This window comes from Lentzea roselyniae, from assembly GCF_039537795.1.
Lineage (GTDB): Bacteria > Actinomycetota > Actinomycetes > Mycobacteriales > Pseudonocardiaceae > Lentzea > Lentzea atacamensis.
The window spans coordinates 178,117-194,460 of sequence record NZ_BAABBE010000002.1 but is presented as its reverse complement, the minus strand read 5'-3'; the positions used below and the strand labels follow the sequence as shown (position 1 = coordinate 194,460).

Here is a 16,344-nt window from a genome sequence, read left to right as displayed (position 1 = left end):
ATGAACCTGCTCCACGACGTCGAACGGCTCGTGTCCTGCGAGTCGCCGTCCACCGACCTCGCGGCGGTCGCCCACAGCGCGGACGTCACCGCCGAGGTGGGTTCCGCACTGCTCGGCGCACCCGCGGAACGGATCGTGCTCGACGGTCACACGCACCTGCGGTGGCGGCTGGGTTCCGGGCCGCGCAAGGTGTTGCTGCTCGGCCACCACGACACGGTGTGGCCGATCGGGACCCTGGAACGGATTCCGTTCGAGGTGCGCGACGGTGTGCTGCGCGGGCCGGGCTGCTTCGACATGAAGACGGGACTCGCGATGATCTTCCACGCGGTGGCGGCACTGGGTTCTCCCGACGGCGTCACGGTTCTGGTCACCGGCGACGAGGAGATCGGATCGCCGTCGTCGCGCGGGCTGATCGAGGCCGAGGCACGGGAGCACCAGGCCGTGCTGGTCACCGAGGGATCGGCGGACGGCGGCGCGCTGAAGACCGAGCGCAAGGGCACGTCGATGTACGAGGTCACCTTGCACGGCCGGGCCGCGCACGCCGGTCTCGAACCCGAACGCGGTGTCAGCGCGACGATCGAAGCCGCGCACCAGGTCCTGGCCGTCGCGCGGCTGGCGGATCCCGCTGCCGGCACCACCGTGGTGCCGACCGTGCTTTCGGCGGGCACAACGACGAACACGGTGCCCGCGCAAGGAAAGTTCATGGTCGACGTGCGCGTGCGGAACCTCGCCGAGCAACTTCGCGTGGACGAGGCGATGCGCGCGCTGCAGCCGGTGGTCGACGGGGCGAAGATCGAGGTGACCGGTGGCCCGAACCGCGCGCCGATGGAGCTCTCCGCCTCCGCGGGACTGTTCGAACTGGCGTCCAGGCTCCTTCCGGGGATCAGGCAGGCCGCGGTCGGCGGTGCGTCCGACGGCAACTTCACCGCGGGCGTGGGGGTGCCGACGCTCGACGGACTCGGTGCCGTCGGTGGTGGCGCGCATGCCGAGAGCGAGCACGTCCTCGTGTCCGAGCTCGTCCCGCGCACCACGCTGCTCACCGCACTCGTGAGGGAGCTGACATGATCATCCGGCAACTCGACGAGCACAAAGAACTCCTCGCCGCGCAACGGTTGTACGAGTCGATCTGGCGTTCTGCCACTCCCCCGATGACCGCCGAGCTGATGCGCGCGTTGCTCAAGTCCGGCAACTACGTGGCCGGCGCCTTCGACGGCGAGGACCTCGTCGGTGCGTGCGCGGCGTTCTGCTCGCCACCCGCGGAGAGCTCGTTGCACAGCCACATCGCCGGGGTTGCGCCGGGCATGCGCGGACGCGACATCGGGCACGCGCTGAAGCTGGACCAGCGGGAGTGGGCACTGGCGCGCGGGATCAAGACGATCACCTGGACGTTCGACCCGCTCGTGCGCCGCAACGCCCACTTCAACCTCGCCAAGCTCGGCGCGGACGCCACCGACTACGTGCCCGACCTGTACGGCCCCATGTCCGACGACATCAACAGCGGCGGGGAGAGCGATCGCCTCCTCGTCACCTGGGACCTGACAGCCGCCCGGCCTCGCGGCGTCAGCGCGGCCGGCGTGGTCGGGCTGGGGATCTCCGCGGACGGCCTGCCGGTGCCGGGCACCACCGCGGGCCACACCGTGCTGGTCGCGGTGCCGCCGGACATCGAGACGCTGCGGGCCACGAACCCGGCCGCGGCGAACGAATGGCGTCACGCCGTGCGGGACGTGCTCGGCGGGCTGCTCGCCGCGGGCGCCCGCGTCACCGGGTTCGACAGGTCCGGGTGGTACGTCGTCGAGAGGAACGATGCGTCATGAAGCTCACCGGTGTGGAGCTCCGCTGGGTCGAGATGCCCTTGAAATCACCGTTCCGGACGTCGTTCGGCACGCAGACCGTGCGCTCGTTGCTGCTGCTGCGTGCCGTCACCGACGAGGGCGAGGGCTGGGGCGAGTGCGTCGCGATGGCCGACCCGGTCTATTCGCCGGAGTACACCGAGGGCAGCGCCGACGTGCTGCGCCGGTTCCTGATCCCGGCTTTGACAGGACCTGTCGACGGGGTGTCGGTCGCTCCCCGGCTGGCCAGGTTCCACGGGCACCGGATGGCCAAGGGCGCGCTGGAGATGGCGGTGCTCGACGCCGAGCTGCGCGCGCGTGGGGTGTCGTTCGGCCGTGAGCTGGGCGCTGTCCGCGACCGCGTGCCGTGCGGGGTGTCGGTCGGGATCATGAACTCGATCCCGGAGCTGCTCGACGCCGTCGGCGGTCAGGTCGACGAGGGGTACGTCCGGATCAAGCTGAAGATCGAACCGGGCTGGGACGTCGAGCCGGTGCGCGCGGTCCGCGAGCGGTTCGGCGACGTGCTGCTGCAGGTCGACGCGAACACCGCCTACACGCTCGCCGACGCCCGCCACCTCGCCCGGCTCGACCCGTTCGACCTGCTGCTGATCGAGCAGCCGCTGCCGGAGGAGGAGATCCTCGCCCACGCCGAGCTCGCGAAGATCGTGCGCACGCCGATCTGCCTGGACGAGTCGATCACCTCGGCCCGTTCCGCCGCCGACGCCATCAGGCTCGGCGCCTGCCAGGTCGTCAACATCAAGCCGGGCAGGGTCGGCGGCTACCTGGAGGCCCGCCGCATCCACGACGTCTGCGCGGCGCACGGCGTCGCGGTGTGGTGCGGTGGCATGCTCGAAACGGGCATCGGCCGTGCCGCGAACGTGGCGCTGGCGGCGTTGCCCGGCTGCACGCTGCCGGGTGACACCTCCGCGTCGGACCGCTACTACCAGGTGGACGTAACCGAGCCGTTCGTGCTCGACGAGGGCCACCTGACCGTGCCGACCGGACCGGGCCTCGGTGTGACGCCGTTGCCGGACGTGCTCGACGCCGTCACCGTGAAGACGGAGTGGATTCCTCTGTAGACGGTTGGCAGGGTGTCGGTATGAGTCCTCGAACAGGCCTCGCCCGTGTGCTGGACGACCTCGGCACCACGCTGATCGACCTGGTGCGTGGTGACCCGGGCCGGGCGACGGACATCGGTGGCGTGGTGATCCACGACCCGCACGACGACCAGGTGCTGCCGCCGTCCGCGCTGGTGCTCGGCGTCGGCGTGCGGGAACCGGTGGAGATCCTCGGCCTGTTGAGCGAGCACGGTGCCGCGGCGCTCGTCGTCCGAGGCCCGGTCGACCTGACCGAGGAGATCATCGAGGCCGTCGACAGGTCCGGCGTGGCGCTGCTCGGCCTCGCGCCGGGTGCGTCCTGGACGCAGCTCGCGGCCATGCTCCGGTCGCTGCTGGCCGAGGGCGAGGTGGACCCGTCCGGAACGCTCGGCGGGGTGCCGGCCGGTGACCTGTTCGCCCTGGCCAACGCCGTGGCGTCGCTGATCGGCGCCCCGGTGACGATCGAGGACCGCAGCTCGCGCGTGCTCGCGTTCTCGGGGCGCCAGGACGAGGCCGACTCGTCCCGCGTCGAGACGATCCTGGGCAGGCAGGTCCCCACGCGCTACTCGCAGGTGCTGGAGGCGCGCGGGGTCTTCCAGCAGCTCTACCGCAGCGACGAGCCCGTGTACGTCGACGGCCTGCCCGCCGACGACGGCAGCCTGTGCCTGCCCCGCGTCGCCGTGGCGGTCCGCGCGGGCGACGAGTTCCTCGGCTCGATCTGGGCCGCCGTTCGCTCGCCGCTGCCCGCCGACCGGTCGCAGGCGTTCCGCGACGCGGCCAAGCTCGTGGCGTTGCACCTGATGCGCCAGCGGGCGGGTGCCGACGTCGAGCGGCGACTGCGGGCGGATCTCGTGTCCACCGCGGTGGAAGGCGGACCGGGTGCGGCCGAGGCGGTGCGCCGGCTGGGGCTGGCGGACCAGGCGTGCGTCGTGCTCGCCCTGGCGCTGACCCACCCGCACGGCGACGATCCCGCCGAGCACGCCCGCCTGCTCGCCGAACGGCAGCAGATCGCCGACGCGTTCGCGATGCACCTGACCGCGGTCCATCCGCGCGCCGCCGCCGCGTTGATCAACGATGTCGCCTACGCGATCCTGCCGGCGGAGTCGGAGGACCGGGCGCTGCGCATCGCCACGGACTTCCGCGGCCGCATCGGGAACCGTGTCGTGGTGGGGGTCGGTCCGGTGGCGGACGGCAGGTCGCTGTCCCGGTCTCGTGCGGGTGCCGACTTCGTGCTGCGGGTGTTGCGCGCCGGGCGGGCACCTCACTCGGTGGCGCGAGTGTCCGATGTGCACGGTGAGGGACTGCTGCTGGAACTGTCCGACCTGATCTCCTCGCGCGGCGACACGGTGAGCGGGCCCCTCGCGCGGCTGATCGAGTACGACCGCAAGCACAGCGCCTGCCTGGTCGAGACGCTCAACGCGTGGCTGGACGCGTTCGGCGACGTGACGGCCGCGTCCGCCGCCGTCTTCGTGCACCCCAACACCTTTCGCTACCGGCTGCGACGGCTGGCCGAGGTCGGCGAGATGGATCTCGGCGATCCCGGCGTGCGGTTCGCGGCGATGCTGCAGTTGCGGTTGTGGCGGCCGGACCGCTGAACAGGACAATGCAGCACACCTCGGATGATCTCGGCCTCTCTGCGGCGCATCACGAGCGACTTCAGCCGTGCCTGAGGGACATAGATCGGACCACTGCTACCGTATGCCTGGGCGCAAGGACTACTAAACCTTATTTAGTATTTATTCTTGACTCGATCGGGCGGCCACCGCATGCTGTGGCCCTCGACGAGGAGAGGTACGGGTATGCCCAGAACCCTGCTGACCGTGGCCACCATCGCGCTCGCTCTGCTGGCGCCCACCGCCGCCGCGGCCGCCCCGCCCCCGATAGAACACGCTGGCGCCGACCAGGGCGCTCCCACCTACTACGACTCCGGCCTCGCCCGCACCCCGTACATGGGGTGGAACTCCTACTTCGCCGTGGGTGCGGCGTCCGAGGAGAAGGTGCTCGGGGTCGCCGACTTCCTCGTCAGCAGCGGGCTCGCCGAGGCCGGCTACGACATCGTGTGGATCGACGGCGGGTGGAACGCGAGCCCGCCGCGCAACGACCAGGGCAAGCTGCTGCCCGACCCCGCGCGGTTCCCGTCCGGGTTCACGAGCCTCGTGGACACGTTGCACGGCAAGGGTCTCCGTGCCGGCATCTACACCGACGCCGGCGCGTGGGACGGCAAGAACTGCGCGGCCGGAAGCGGTGGCGGCTACTACGAGGCGGACGCCAGGCAGTTCGCCGCGTGGGAGTTCGACGCCATCAAGATCGACTTCCTGTGCGGCATCGCGCAGAACATGGACCCGGCGGTCGCCTTCACGCAGTTCAGCGCCGCGGTGCAGAAGGCGGGGCGCAAGATGATCCTCAACCTCTGCAACCCCGTGACCGACGAGTGGAGCGTCCCGCACCGGTGGGACCAGACCGCTTATGTGGCCTACACCTACGGGCCGCGCGTGGGTGACTCGTGGCGCACGAGCACCGACGTCGCGTTCGGCACGCCGTACGAGGGCATCTGGCGTGACGTGTTGCGGAACATGGACCGGAATTTGTACCGGCCCGGTGCGCAGGGACCCGGCCACTACAACGATCCCGACTACCTGATTCCGATGCGCAAGACGGAACAGGGGACGTACGAGCTCAACGAGGAGGAGTCGACCTCGCAGCTCGTCATGTGGTCGGTCATGGCCTCGCCGCTGATCATCGGGTCGGACCCGCGCACGCTGCCGCCGTCGATGATCGAGACGCTGAAGAACCCCGAGATCATCGCGGTCGACCAGGACCCGCTCGCCATCCAGGGTGTCCGCGTCGCGGGTGCGAACAACGTCGACGTGTACAGCAAGGTGTTGTCCGGCAAGGGTGAGCGGGCCGTCGCGGTGCTCAACCGCAACGACCAGCCCGCCGAGTTCACGGTCAGCTTCGCCGACGCCGGCCTGAAGGGTGCCGTGCAGATCCGCGACCTGCGGGCCCGCGCCGATCGCGGCACGGCCACCGGGACGTACACCGTCACGGTTCCCGCGCACGGCACCGCGTTCCTCAAGCTGCGCGGCGAGACGGCCGTGCCCGGCACCGACCTCGGCGGCGACGTCTCCGCCAGCCCGGCGCTCGTGCGGCACGACGACCAGAGCATGGCGGTGTTCGCGCGGGACAGGTCCGGACGGCTCCAGCAGCGTTCGATGACCGGCGGCACGTGGCGTGGCTGGGTCACGCTCGGCGGCCCGAAGAACGGCCGGATCCTCGGCCAGCCGTCCGCGTTCGCGAGCCCGGGTGGCCGGATCGACCTGTTCGTCCGCGGCACCGACAACGTTGCCTACCAACGGACCTACTCGGGTGGCCGATGGGGCGCCTGGATCTCGCTCGGCGGCACGCTGACCGACTCCGTGTCGGTGGCGTTCACCGGGCCGGACAGCTGGAGCCTCTTCGGCCGCGGCGCCGACGGTCGCGTGTGGACGCGCGACCAGAGCAGCGGCTGGACCTCCGTCGGCTCGCCCGGCAACCAGCAGATCTACGGCAGGCCGGGTGCCGCGACGGTGTCCGCCGGCACGTTCGTCACGGTCCGGCTGCAGGACGACTCCGCGTGGTACCGCAAGCGCACCGCGAACGGCTGGTCGGCGTGGACCTCGCTCGGCGGCGTGATCAGCGGCAGCCCGACGGCGCTGGCGAACGGCGACAGGGTCAACGTCTTCGTGCGCGGCAGCGACTACACGGTGTGGCAGCAGGATCTCGTCGACGGCGCGGGCACCTGGTGGTTCAAGCGCGACCAGTTCCCGAGCAACGCGCTCACCGGCGCGGTCGGTGCGGCCGCGGGTGCGAACGGATCGTGGGTCGCGGTTCGGGGCCCGGACAACGCCGTGCACGTCGCCCACCTGTCCTGACCCGCCTCTTCGAGGAGCACCACGATGACGACTCGTCGCGCCTTCCTGAAGGCCTCCGGCGCGCTGGGCCTGGGCGCACTCGTCCTGCCCGCCTTCACCGCCCACGCGGAACCCCGGCGGCCCACCGGGAATCCGCTCAACACCAACCCCACGACCCTCTGGTACCCCGCTCCCGCCGACGAGGCGATGATCATCGAGCAGGGTCTGCCGATCGGCAACGGGCGCCTCGGCGCGCTCGTCGGCGGCGGCGTCGAGAAGGACTTCCTGTACCTGACCGACGTGACGATGTGGACCGGCGAGCTCAACGACGCGCTCGACGGCGACGGCCAGTTCCCGTACGACCCGACGCACTTCGGCACGTTCTCGTTGCTGGCCAAGCTGTACGTCGAGATGCCGGCCCACACGGGCGCCACCGGGTACCGCCGCGCACTCGACCTGAGCAACGGCATCGTCACCACGACGTACACCCACGGCGGCAAGCAGTACCGCCGTGAGGTCTACGCGAGCCACCCCGACGACGTGATGATCGTCCGGCTCACCGGCCCGAGCCAGACCGGCACGATCACGCTGGCCGGCGCCCACGGTGAACCGACCGTCGGCGACGCGCCGCACACCGCCGCCGTCTTCACCGGCTCGTTCCAGAACCGGTTGGCGTACAGCGGTGTCGTGACCGCCTACAGTCCTGATGGGACAGTCGCGGTCGACGGCGCGAAGCTCGCGTTCACCGGCTGTTCGGACCTGGTGATCGTGTTCTCCGGCGGCACGAACTACGTCCCGGACGCTTCGAAGGGCTTCCTCGACCCGTTCGTGGAACCCGCCGCCATCGCGTTGGGCAAGGCGGCCGTCCGCGCGTCCGGCAGCGCTCTGCTGCGCACCCACGTCGCCGACTACCGCAAGCGCTACGACCGGCAGAAGGTCGATCTGGGCCGGTCGACCGACGCCCAGCGCGCCATGGACACCTGGACCCGGCTCAGGGCGCGGGCGTCGAGCGGCACGCCGGACCCGGAGCTGGAGGCGAGCTACCTGCAGTTCGGCCGCTACCTCACGATCACGGGGTCGCGCGACAACCTGCCGATCAACCTGCAGGGCCTGTGGCTCGCGAACAACAACCCGGACTGGTACAGCGACTACCACTCCGACATCAACATCCAGATGAACTACTGGCTCGCGGACCGGGCCGCGCTGCCGGACAGCTTCGACGCGCTCGCCGACTACTGCCTCGCCCAGCTGCCGGCGTGGACGAACTCCACTCAGGCGTTGTTCCAGGACCCGCGCAACAGGTTCCGCAACACCAGCAACCGCGTCGCCGGGTGGGCGATCGCCTTCTCCACCAACATCTACGGCGGCAGCGGCTGGTGGTGGCACCCCGGCGGCAACGCGTGGCTGTGCATGTCGCTGTTCGAGCACTACGAGTACACGCTGGACCGCGACTACCTGGCCAAGATCTACCCGTTGCTCAAGGGCGCCTGCGAGTTCTGGGAAGCCCGCCTGGTCGAGACCCCGCAGGGCCTGGTCGACGACCACGACTGGTCACCGGAGCACGGCCCGCAGGACGCACGCGGCCTCACCTACGCACAAGAGCTGGTGCACAACCTGTTCGGCAAGTACCGGATCGCGACCGACGTGCTGCGGCGCGACCAGTCCTACGGCCGCAGGATGTCGGCGTTGCGCGATCGCCTGTACCTGCCGGAGGTCAGTCAGAAGACCGGCATGCTGCAGGAGTGGATGTCACCGGACGACCTCGGCGAGACCACGCACCGGCACCTGTCACCGCTGGTCGGCTTCTTCCCCGGTGACCGCATCAACCACGACGACTCCCCCGCCGCACTGATCGAGGGCGTGAAGCAGCTGCTGATCACCCGCGGCATGGAGAGCTTCGGCTGGGGCCTCGCGTGGCGGGTGGCGTGCTGGGCGCGGCTGAAGGACGCCGACCGCGCCTACGAGTTGTTCCTGAAGGTGATCAGGCCGTCGATAAGCTTCTCGAACGGCACGGCGCCGAACTTCTTCGACATGTACAGCTTCGGCGACCGGTCGATCTTCCAGATCGACGCGAACCTCGGCGCGCCCGCCGCGATGCTGGAGATGCTGCTGTACGCGCGGCCCGGCGTGATCGAGCTGCTGCCGGCACTGCCGCCGGCGTGGAAGTCCGGCTCTGTCACCGGAATCGGCGCACGTGGCGGCTTCAGCGTCGACCTGGCGTGGCGGGACGGTGAGGTCACCAGCGTGACGGTGCGCAGCGTCGGCGGCACCGAGACCGAGGTGCGCGCCGGTCGGTGGTCGAAGCGGATCAAGCTGAGGAAGGGGCAGTCGGTGACGCTGCGGCCGTAGAGCCGCGGTTCGTGGTCACCGGCATTCCGAGATGGGCTGGTGACCGCGAACCCCGCCGAAGTCACGCTGAACGGCATCTCAGGGCTGACGGCGTGCGAAGACGATCGCTTGTGGAATGTCCTCCTCCGGGGTCAGCAGCAGCTGGGCCTCGATCGTGAACCCGGATTCGCGCAGCCGGGCTGCCACCTGGTCCGGCCGGCGGCGGTGGACGTGGATCCTCATCGGATGGCCGCCGTAGCCTTGTGTCTTCAGCCGCGACTCGTCGCCGACGTGGAAGCCGAGCGCCAGCAGTCCGCCAGGTCGCAACGCTCGATGGAAGTGCGCGAGGGCCGCGGGGACCGCGTCGTCGGGGACATGGATCAACGACCACCACGCGAGCAAGCCGGCGATCGAGGCGTCGTCGAGGGCCAGGTCCGTCATCGAGCCCACCTCGAACCGCAGCCCGGGATGGTCGCGCCGTGCCACATCGATCATCACGGGGGAAAGGTCGATCCCGAACGCGTCGACACCCAGGTCATGCAGGTGAGCGGTGACGTGCCCCGGCCCGCAGCCCACGTCCGCCACGGCGCCGCCGCCTGCGATGCGCACCAGGTCGGCGAACAACGCCAGAGCTGCTCGCATGTACGGCAGCTCGGCGATGGCGCTGCGCATCTGGTCGGCATAGCTGACCGCGACCGTGTCGTAAGAGGTGCGGGTGTCTGTCAACCAGCGGTCCGAGTTCACCTCCGACACGGTAGGTGATGATCACGCAGAGTTCACCGCGGCTGTAGAGCCGCGGGCCACCAGGGTGGTCGCGAGCTCGATGTGCAACGCCTCGGGCTCGTGGCCGTCCAGCACCCGCATCAGCTGCGTGACCGCGATCCTCCCCATCTCCTGCAACGGTTGCCGCACGGTCGTCAACGGCGGATCCGTCGCCTCCGCGAGGTCGATGTCGTCGAACCCCGCCACCGACAGGTCTTCCGGCACCCGCAGCCCGCGTTCCCGTGCCGCCTGGAGCGTGCCCACCGCGACCTTGTCGTTGAAGCACACGATCGCCGTCGGGCGGGGCGAGAGGTCCAGCAGCTCCGCAGCGGCGCGCCTGCCCTGCGCGGTCGTGGGTTCGACGTGCCGCAACCGGTCCGGCGTCAGCAGGACGCCCACTTTCGCCAGAGCGGCGCGGTGGCCGGCCAGCCGCGCGTCGCCCGCCAGCCACTCCTCCGGCCCGGCGATCACGGCGATGTCGCGGTGGCCGAGACCGATCAGGTGGTCCGCGACGGCGCGTGCCCCGGACGAATGCGCGGCGGAGACGGCGGCGATGTCCGGCGGCGGCGGGGTGCGGGGATCGACCACGACGAACGGGAAACCCGCCTGGGACAACGCGACCAGCTCGTCGCCCTCCTCCGGCGGCAGGATCAGGATCGCGGCGTCGACGTCGTCCTGACCCGGCAGGCCGCGCAGCGCGCCGCTGTGCTGGCCGGACTCCCCCGCGTCCAGCAGCAGGCGCAGGCCGTGCAGCTTCAGCGTCTCCGCGATCGAGGAGACGATCAGGCCGAAGTAGTCGGTGAGCACGTACGGGCAGCGCACGTAGACGGTCCTCGTGGGCGTCTCCTGCTTTCGCCGTTCCACGGCCTGAAGGACCAGGTCACGGGTCCGCGGAGCCACGTTGACGTGGTCGTTGAGCACGCGGGAGACAGTCGCGACCGAGACGCCGGTCTCCGCAGCGATGTCTCGGAGGCTGGCGCGCTGTTTCACGTTCCCGATCTTGCGTTCCACCAGGTCAATGTACCGGAACTCGTCCACACCATTGACCTGCGCCACGGCCGGGTTTCATCCTGAAAAGCTGCTGTTTCACAGTGATGAACGGGTGTTACATGCGACGAACCGCGATCGTGGCCCTGGTGCTCGGCCTCACCGCCGTGCCGACCGCTGAGGCGTCCAACGCCCCGGCAGCGCGCGTGTGGGTGACCACGCCGGACCGGGCGGAACTGCTGCACGAACGCCCGCGCGTCACGTTCGGCACGACGCCGTCGACCCACCCGACGATCGTGGTCGACCCCGATCGCACCTATCAGTCGATGGACGGGTTCGGCGCGTCCATCACCGACTCGTCTGCCGAGCTGCTCGCGAGCCTCGCGCCCGCCGTGCGCGCCGAGACGATGCGCAAGCTGTTCGACCCGGTGCGCGGCATCGGGGTGAGCTTCCTGCGTCAGCCGGTCGGTTCGTCCGACTTCACGGCCGCGCGGGAGCACTACACCTACGACGACGTCCCCGCCGGGCAGACCGACTTCGGGCTGAGGCACTTCAGCATCAGGCACGACGAGGCGAAGATCCTTCCGTTGCTGCGCGAGGCGAAACGGCTCAACCCGCGGCTGAAGGTCATGGCCACGCCGTGGAGCCCGCCCGCGTGGATGAAGACCAACGACTCGCTGATCGGCGGCCAGCTCAAGGACGACCCGGAGATCTACGACGCCTACGCGCGCTACCTCGTGAAGTTCGTGCAGGCGTACACGGCCGCGGGCGTGCCGATCGACTTCCTGTCCGTGCAGAACGAGCCGCAGAACCGCAAGCCGGACGCCTACCCCGGCACGGACCTCCCCGTCGCGGCGCAGCTCGAGGTGATCGAGCCGCTCGGGCCGAAACTGCGAACGGCCAGCCCGGGCACCAAGATCCTGAGCTACGACCACAACTGGGCCACGCATCCCAACGACGGCGCAGCGGAAGCCGACTACCCGTTTCAGATCCTCAGGTCCAAGGCCGCGAAGTGGATCGCGGGCACCGCGTACCACTGCTACCACGGCGACCCGAGTGCGCAGACCGCGCTCCACAACGCCTTCCCGGACAAGGGGATCTGGTTCACCGAGTGCTCGGGCTCCAAGGGCGTCACCGACCCGCCGGCCAAGGTCTTCCGCGACACCCTGACGTGGCACGCCCGCAACGTCGTCCTCGGCACCACCCGCAACTGGGCCCGCAGCGCGGTGAACTGGAACATCGCGCTCGACAGCACCGGCGGCCCGCACCTCGGCGGCTGCGGCACGTGCACCGGCCTCGTCACGGTGCAGCCGGACGGTTCGGTGACGACCGACGCCGAGTACTACACCATCGGCCACCTGGCGAAGTTCGTGCGGCCCGGCGCGCGCCGGATCGCCAGCACGTCGTTCGGCACCACCGGCTGGAACGGCCAGATCATGGACGCCGCGTTCCGCAACCCGGACGGCTCCACAGCTCTGGTGGTGCACAACGAGAACGACGACCCGCGCACGTTCGCGGTCAACGCCGGCGACCGCACCTTCGAGTACACCCTGCCCGGTGGCGCGCTCGCGACGTTCACGTGGACCGCCGATCTCCGCACCAAGCTGGACTTCGTGCCTCTCACCGGTGCCACCTCCGATGCCGCGCTCGCGATCGACGACGACGCCTCAACCCGCTGGTCCAGCGGCGGCGCGCAGGTTCCCGGCCAGTTCGTGCAGGTGGATCTGGGGCGGCGCAAGCACTTCCGCCGGGTTGCCGTCGACAGCGGCGGCCACCTCGGCGACTACGCCCGCAGCTGGGAGCTGTCGGTCAGCGGCGACGGCACGACCTGGCGCACGCTCGCATCGGGTGCCGGTGCCGGCCAGCTGACCAACATCGACGTGCGCCGTACCAGCGCGCGACACCTGCGCATCACGTCCACCGGTGCCGCGAGCAACTGGTGGAGCATCGCCGATCTCCGTCTCTACAACTGAAAATCCCTGGGCGCCCAAACCCCTGCAAGGAGCGCTTATGTCAACGACGACACAACGCTGGCGCGGCATCGCGGTGATCTCCGCCGTCGTGATGGCGGGGCTCGCCACCCCGTCCGCGACCGCGGCGACGAACGCGAACGTGTGGCTCACCACCGCCGACCGCTCGAACCTGTTGCGGCAGCAGGCGGACGTGACGTTCGGCTCGGGCGGCAGCGGTCCGACGATCACCGTGAACCCGAACACCACCTACCAGTCCGTGGTCGGCTTCGGCGCGTCGTTCACCGACTCCGCGGCGTGGAACATCTTCAACTCGCCACGCCGTGACGAGATCATGACCAACCTGTTCAGCAGGAGCAGCGGCATCGGCCTGAGCTTCCTCCGCCAGCCGATCGGCTCGACCGACTTCTCGCGCAGCTTCTACACCTACAACGACGGCGCGCCGGACCCGACTCTCTCGCGGTTCTCCATCACCCACGACAACGCCTACATCCTGCCGCTGGTCCGGCAGGCGAAGTCGTTGAACCCCCAGCTCTCGATCATGGCGACGCCGTGGAGCGCGCCGGCGTGGATGAAGAACAACAACAGCCTCATCCGGGGTTCGCTGAACGACAGCCAGATCGGCGTGTACGCCGACTACCTGGTCAAGTTCACCCAGGCCTACCAGGCGGCGGGCGCGCCGATCGACTACCTGAGCGTGCAGAACGAGCCGAACTTCGAGCCGCCGGGCTACCCCGGCATGCGAATGCCGGCGCAGCAGCAGGTGAACGTCATCAACAACCTGGTGCCGAAGCTGCGCGCTGTCGGCCAGAACGCGCGCCTGCTGGGTTACGACCACAACTGGGACGACACGACCTACGCGCAGGTTGTGAACAACGGTGCGGGCAACAACGTCGTCGGATCTGCGTGGCACTGCTACGGCGGCAACCCGAGTGGGCAGTCCGTCGTCCGCAACGCCCAGCCCACCAAGGAGATCTTCTTCACCGAGTGCTCCGGCACGTCGTCGGGCGACGACGCCGCGACGTTCCGCGACACGTTGCGGTGGCAGGGCATCAACCTCGCGATCGGCGCCACCCGCAACTGGGCACGCACCGTCGCGATCTGGAACATGGCCCTGGACGCGAGCCACGGCCCGGTCATCGGCAGCTGCACCAACTGCATGGGTGTCGTGACGACCAACGGCGGCAGCGTCAGCTACAACGCCGAGTACTACGTGCTGGGCCACCTGGCGAAGTTCGTGCAGCCCGGCGCGGTCCGCGTCGACTCGACCGGCTACGGCGAGGGCGGCATCCAGAACGTCGCCTTCCGCAACCCGGACGGCCGGATCGTGCTCGTCGCCCTCAACTCCGGCGGCCAGCAGAGCTTCCGCGTCTCCTACGCGGGCCAGACGTTCGGCTACACCCTGCCCGCGGGTGCGATGGCGACGTTCACCTGGCCCGGCACGCTCGACCCCGGCCAGCCCGGCCGCACGGGCGCCATCACGGGCCTGGGCGGCAAGTGCCTCGACGTCACGAACGGCTCCACGGCGAACGGCAACCAGCCGCAGATGTGGACCTGCTACCCAGGCCCGAACCAGACGTGGACGCTCGCGTCCGACGGCACCGTGCGCGGGCTCGGCAAGTGCCTCGACGTCACCGGCAACGGCACCGCCGACGGCACACCGGTCCAGCTCTGGGACTGCTTCGGCGGCGGGAACCAGCGCTGGACCGCGGCGAACGGCACGCTGGTGAACGTGGGCAGCAACAAGTGCCTGGACGTGATCGGCAACAACACCGCCGTTGGCGCGAGACTGCAGATCTGGTCCTGCACGGGCGGCGCCAACCAGAGGTGGACCGTTCCGGCGTAGCCGGTGATGGCCGGTGCCCGCGGGCACCGGCCATCAGCTCGTCAGAGCTGGAAGACCGCGCGCACGCAGCCGTCTTCCTTCTTCTTGAACAACTCGTAGCCGCGCGCACCTTCGCTCAGCGGCATGATGTGCGTCGCCAGGTGGTTGGTGACGAGCTCGCCGGACGCGATGCGGTCCAGCAGCATCGGGATGTAGCGCTGCCCGTGCTGCTGGGCACCGCGCACGGTCAGGCCCTTGTTCATCAAGGCGCCCAACGGGAACTTGTCCACCAGGCCGGTGAAGACACCGAGCACGAACACCGATCCGCCCTTGCGGCAGTTGTAGATCGCCTCCCGCACCGCGATCGGGCGGTCCGTCTCCAGCTTCAGCTTGCTCTTCACCTGGTCGTAGGCGTACTGCGGGCCGGTGGAGTGCGCCTCGCAGCCGACCGCCTCGATGCACACGTCCGGACCGCGGCCACCGGTGGCCTCCAGGAGCGCGTCACCGACCGACGTACCGGCGTAGTTGATCGTCTCGACGCCGAAGGCCTGTTCCGCCTGCCGCAGCCGGTAGTCGAAGCGGTCGATCACGAGCACCCGCTCGGCACCGAGCAGCTGTGCCGCGCGTGCCGCCATCTGGCCCACCGCACCAGAACCCCACACGGCGACCACGTCACCCGGTTTGACGCCACCCAGATCGGCGCCCATCCAGCCGGTCGGCACCGAGTCGGAGGCGAAGAGGGCGCTCAGGTCGTCCACGCCCTCGGGAATCGGGATGGCCGTGTGGTCGGCGAACGGCACGCGCACGTACTCCGCGTGGCTGCCGCGGAACCCGCCCATCGCGTGCGAGTAGCCGAAGATGCCGCCGGGGTCGGCACCCCACAGCTGCTGCGTGATCGCCGGGTTGGTGTTCGTGTTGTCGCACAACGAGTACAGCTCGTTGCGGCAGTACCAGCAGCGCCCGCAGACGATGAAGGAGCACACCACCACGCGGTCACCCGGCCGGTGCCTGGTGACGCCGGGCCCGACTTCGGCCACCTCGCCCATGAACTCGTGGCCGATCACGTCACCCGCCTGCATGAACGGGATGTGCCCCGTGAGCAGGTGCAGGTCCGAGCCGCACACGGTGCTCAGCCGGACCTTGACGATCATGTCCTGGTCGTTCAGCAACTGGGGATCGGGCACGTCCTGCACCCGCACGTCGTTGATCCCCTCCCAGCACAACGCCTTCACAGCCGGCCACCGCCTCCGGCCCGGCTCGTCACGAGCCGCAGCGCCTTGCCCATCGGCCCCGGATGGGTCGGCGCCGTGTCGGACTGCACCACCTCACCTGCCTCCAGCACCGCCTTCGCCCTGCGCAGCACGAGCCTGAGCTCGTGCCGCGACACCTGCTCGGACGGCTGCACCGACAGTTCGGTGCCCTTGTCCCCCGCCGCCGGCCGGATGCGGATCTCGACCCGGTCCCGCCACCGCGCCAGGTCCTCCGGCAGTGACGACTGCACCTCGTCCGGCGCGCGGTTCACCGTCACCGCCAGGTATCGGTCCCGCTCGTCCGGAGCGCGCCTTCTGCGCCTGGCCACCGCCGCGACGGTCACCGCGCCTGCGGCGAGAAGCACTTTTCCTGCTGTGTTCATCGTTTCGGCCTCTCTCGGAGCAC

At 69.9% G+C, this 16,344-nt stretch carries 12 protein-coding genes; 8 read left to right on the top strand and 4 right to left on the bottom strand.

Annotated features, from left to right (window positions below):
- The 6 genes from ABFX45_RS03825 to ABFX45_RS03800 all read left to right on the top strand — a co-directional run bounded on the left by ABFX45_RS03825 (position 1) and on the right by ABFX45_RS03800 (position 9,165).
- Positions 1-1,065: a M20 family metallopeptidase gene (locus ABFX45_RS03825; protein WP_346127639.1), complete on the top strand. Its 1,065-nt coding sequence runs from the start codon at positions 1-3 to the stop codon at positions 1,063-1,065.
- The gene (locus tag ABFX45_RS03820) at positions 1,062-1,814 is read left to right on the top strand and encodes a GNAT family N-acetyltransferase (protein WP_109639469.1); all 753 of its coding nucleotides are present in this window, start codon (positions 1,062-1,064) and stop codon (positions 1,812-1,814) included. Before ABFX45_RS03825 ends, ABFX45_RS03820 begins: the two co-directional genes overlap by 4 nt.
- Positions 1,811-2,908 (top strand): o-succinylbenzoate synthase, encoded by a 1,098-nt coding sequence (gene menC, locus ABFX45_RS03815; protein WP_346127636.1) that lies wholly within the window; start codon positions 1,811-1,813, stop codon positions 2,906-2,908. The genes ABFX45_RS03820 and menC overlap by 4 nt, the downstream gene beginning before the upstream one ends.
- Before the next feature lie 20 nt (positions 2,909-2,928).
- Positions 2,929-4,521, top strand: a complete 1,593-nt coding sequence (locus ABFX45_RS03810) for a PucR family transcriptional regulator (RefSeq protein ID WP_346127634.1) — start codon at positions 2,929-2,931, stop codon at positions 4,519-4,521.
- Positions 4,522-4,725: 204 nt separating this feature from the next.
- The gene (locus ABFX45_RS03805) at positions 4,726-6,837 is read left to right on the top strand and encodes a DUF8189 domain-containing protein (RefSeq protein ID WP_346127632.1); all 2,112 of its coding nucleotides are present in this window, start codon (positions 4,726-4,728) and stop codon (positions 6,835-6,837) included.
- A 24-nt stretch (positions 6,838-6,861) separates the two neighbouring features.
- Positions 6,862-9,165 (top strand): glycoside hydrolase family 95 protein, encoded by a 2,304-nt coding sequence (locus ABFX45_RS03800; RefSeq protein ID WP_346127630.1) that lies wholly within the window; start codon positions 6,862-6,864, stop codon positions 9,163-9,165.
- Between the two features lie 78 nt (positions 9,166-9,243).
- Here ABFX45_RS03800 and ABFX45_RS03795 read toward each other — a convergent pair whose 3' ends face one another.
- Together ABFX45_RS03795 and ABFX45_RS03790 are read right to left on the bottom strand one after the other, a co-directional pair.
- Positions 9,244-9,888 (bottom strand): class I SAM-dependent DNA methyltransferase, encoded by a 645-nt coding sequence (locus ABFX45_RS03795; RefSeq protein ID WP_346127628.1) that lies wholly within the window; start codon positions 9,886-9,888, stop codon positions 9,244-9,246.
- A 21-nt stretch (positions 9,889-9,909) separates the two neighbouring features.
- A complete protein-coding gene (locus ABFX45_RS03790; RefSeq protein ID WP_346127626.1) occupies positions 9,910-10,917 on the bottom strand; it encodes a LacI family DNA-binding transcriptional regulator in 1,008 nt (335 codons plus the stop codon).
- 98 nt (positions 10,918-11,015) lie between these two features.
- Between ABFX45_RS03790 and ABFX45_RS03785 the strand changes: the two genes are divergently transcribed.
- Both ABFX45_RS03785 and ABFX45_RS03780 read left to right on the top strand, forming a co-directional pair.
- On the top strand, positions 11,016-12,866 hold the full coding sequence (locus ABFX45_RS03785; protein WP_346127624.1) for a discoidin domain-containing protein: 1,851 nt from the start codon (positions 11,016-11,018) through the stop codon (positions 12,864-12,866).
- Between the two features lie 37 nt (positions 12,867-12,903).
- Positions 12,904-14,709, top strand: coding sequence for a ricin-type beta-trefoil lectin domain protein (locus ABFX45_RS03780; RefSeq protein WP_346127623.1), 1,806 nt, complete (start codon positions 12,904-12,906; stop codon positions 14,707-14,709).
- Between the two features lie 41 nt (positions 14,710-14,750).
- On the opposite strand, the gene ABFX45_RS03775 is transcribed toward ABFX45_RS03780, so the two are convergent.
- A complete protein-coding gene (locus ABFX45_RS03775; RefSeq protein ID WP_346127621.1) occupies positions 14,751-15,920 on the bottom strand; it encodes a zinc-dependent alcohol dehydrogenase in 1,170 nt (389 codons plus the stop codon).
- The gene (locus tag ABFX45_RS03770; RefSeq protein WP_346127619.1) at positions 15,917-16,321 is read right to left on the bottom strand and encodes a hypothetical protein; all 405 of its coding nucleotides are present in this window, start codon (positions 16,319-16,321) and stop codon (positions 15,917-15,919) included. Before ABFX45_RS03770 ends, ABFX45_RS03775 begins: the two co-directional genes overlap by 4 nt.
- Positions 16,322-16,344: the final 23 nt, after the last annotated feature.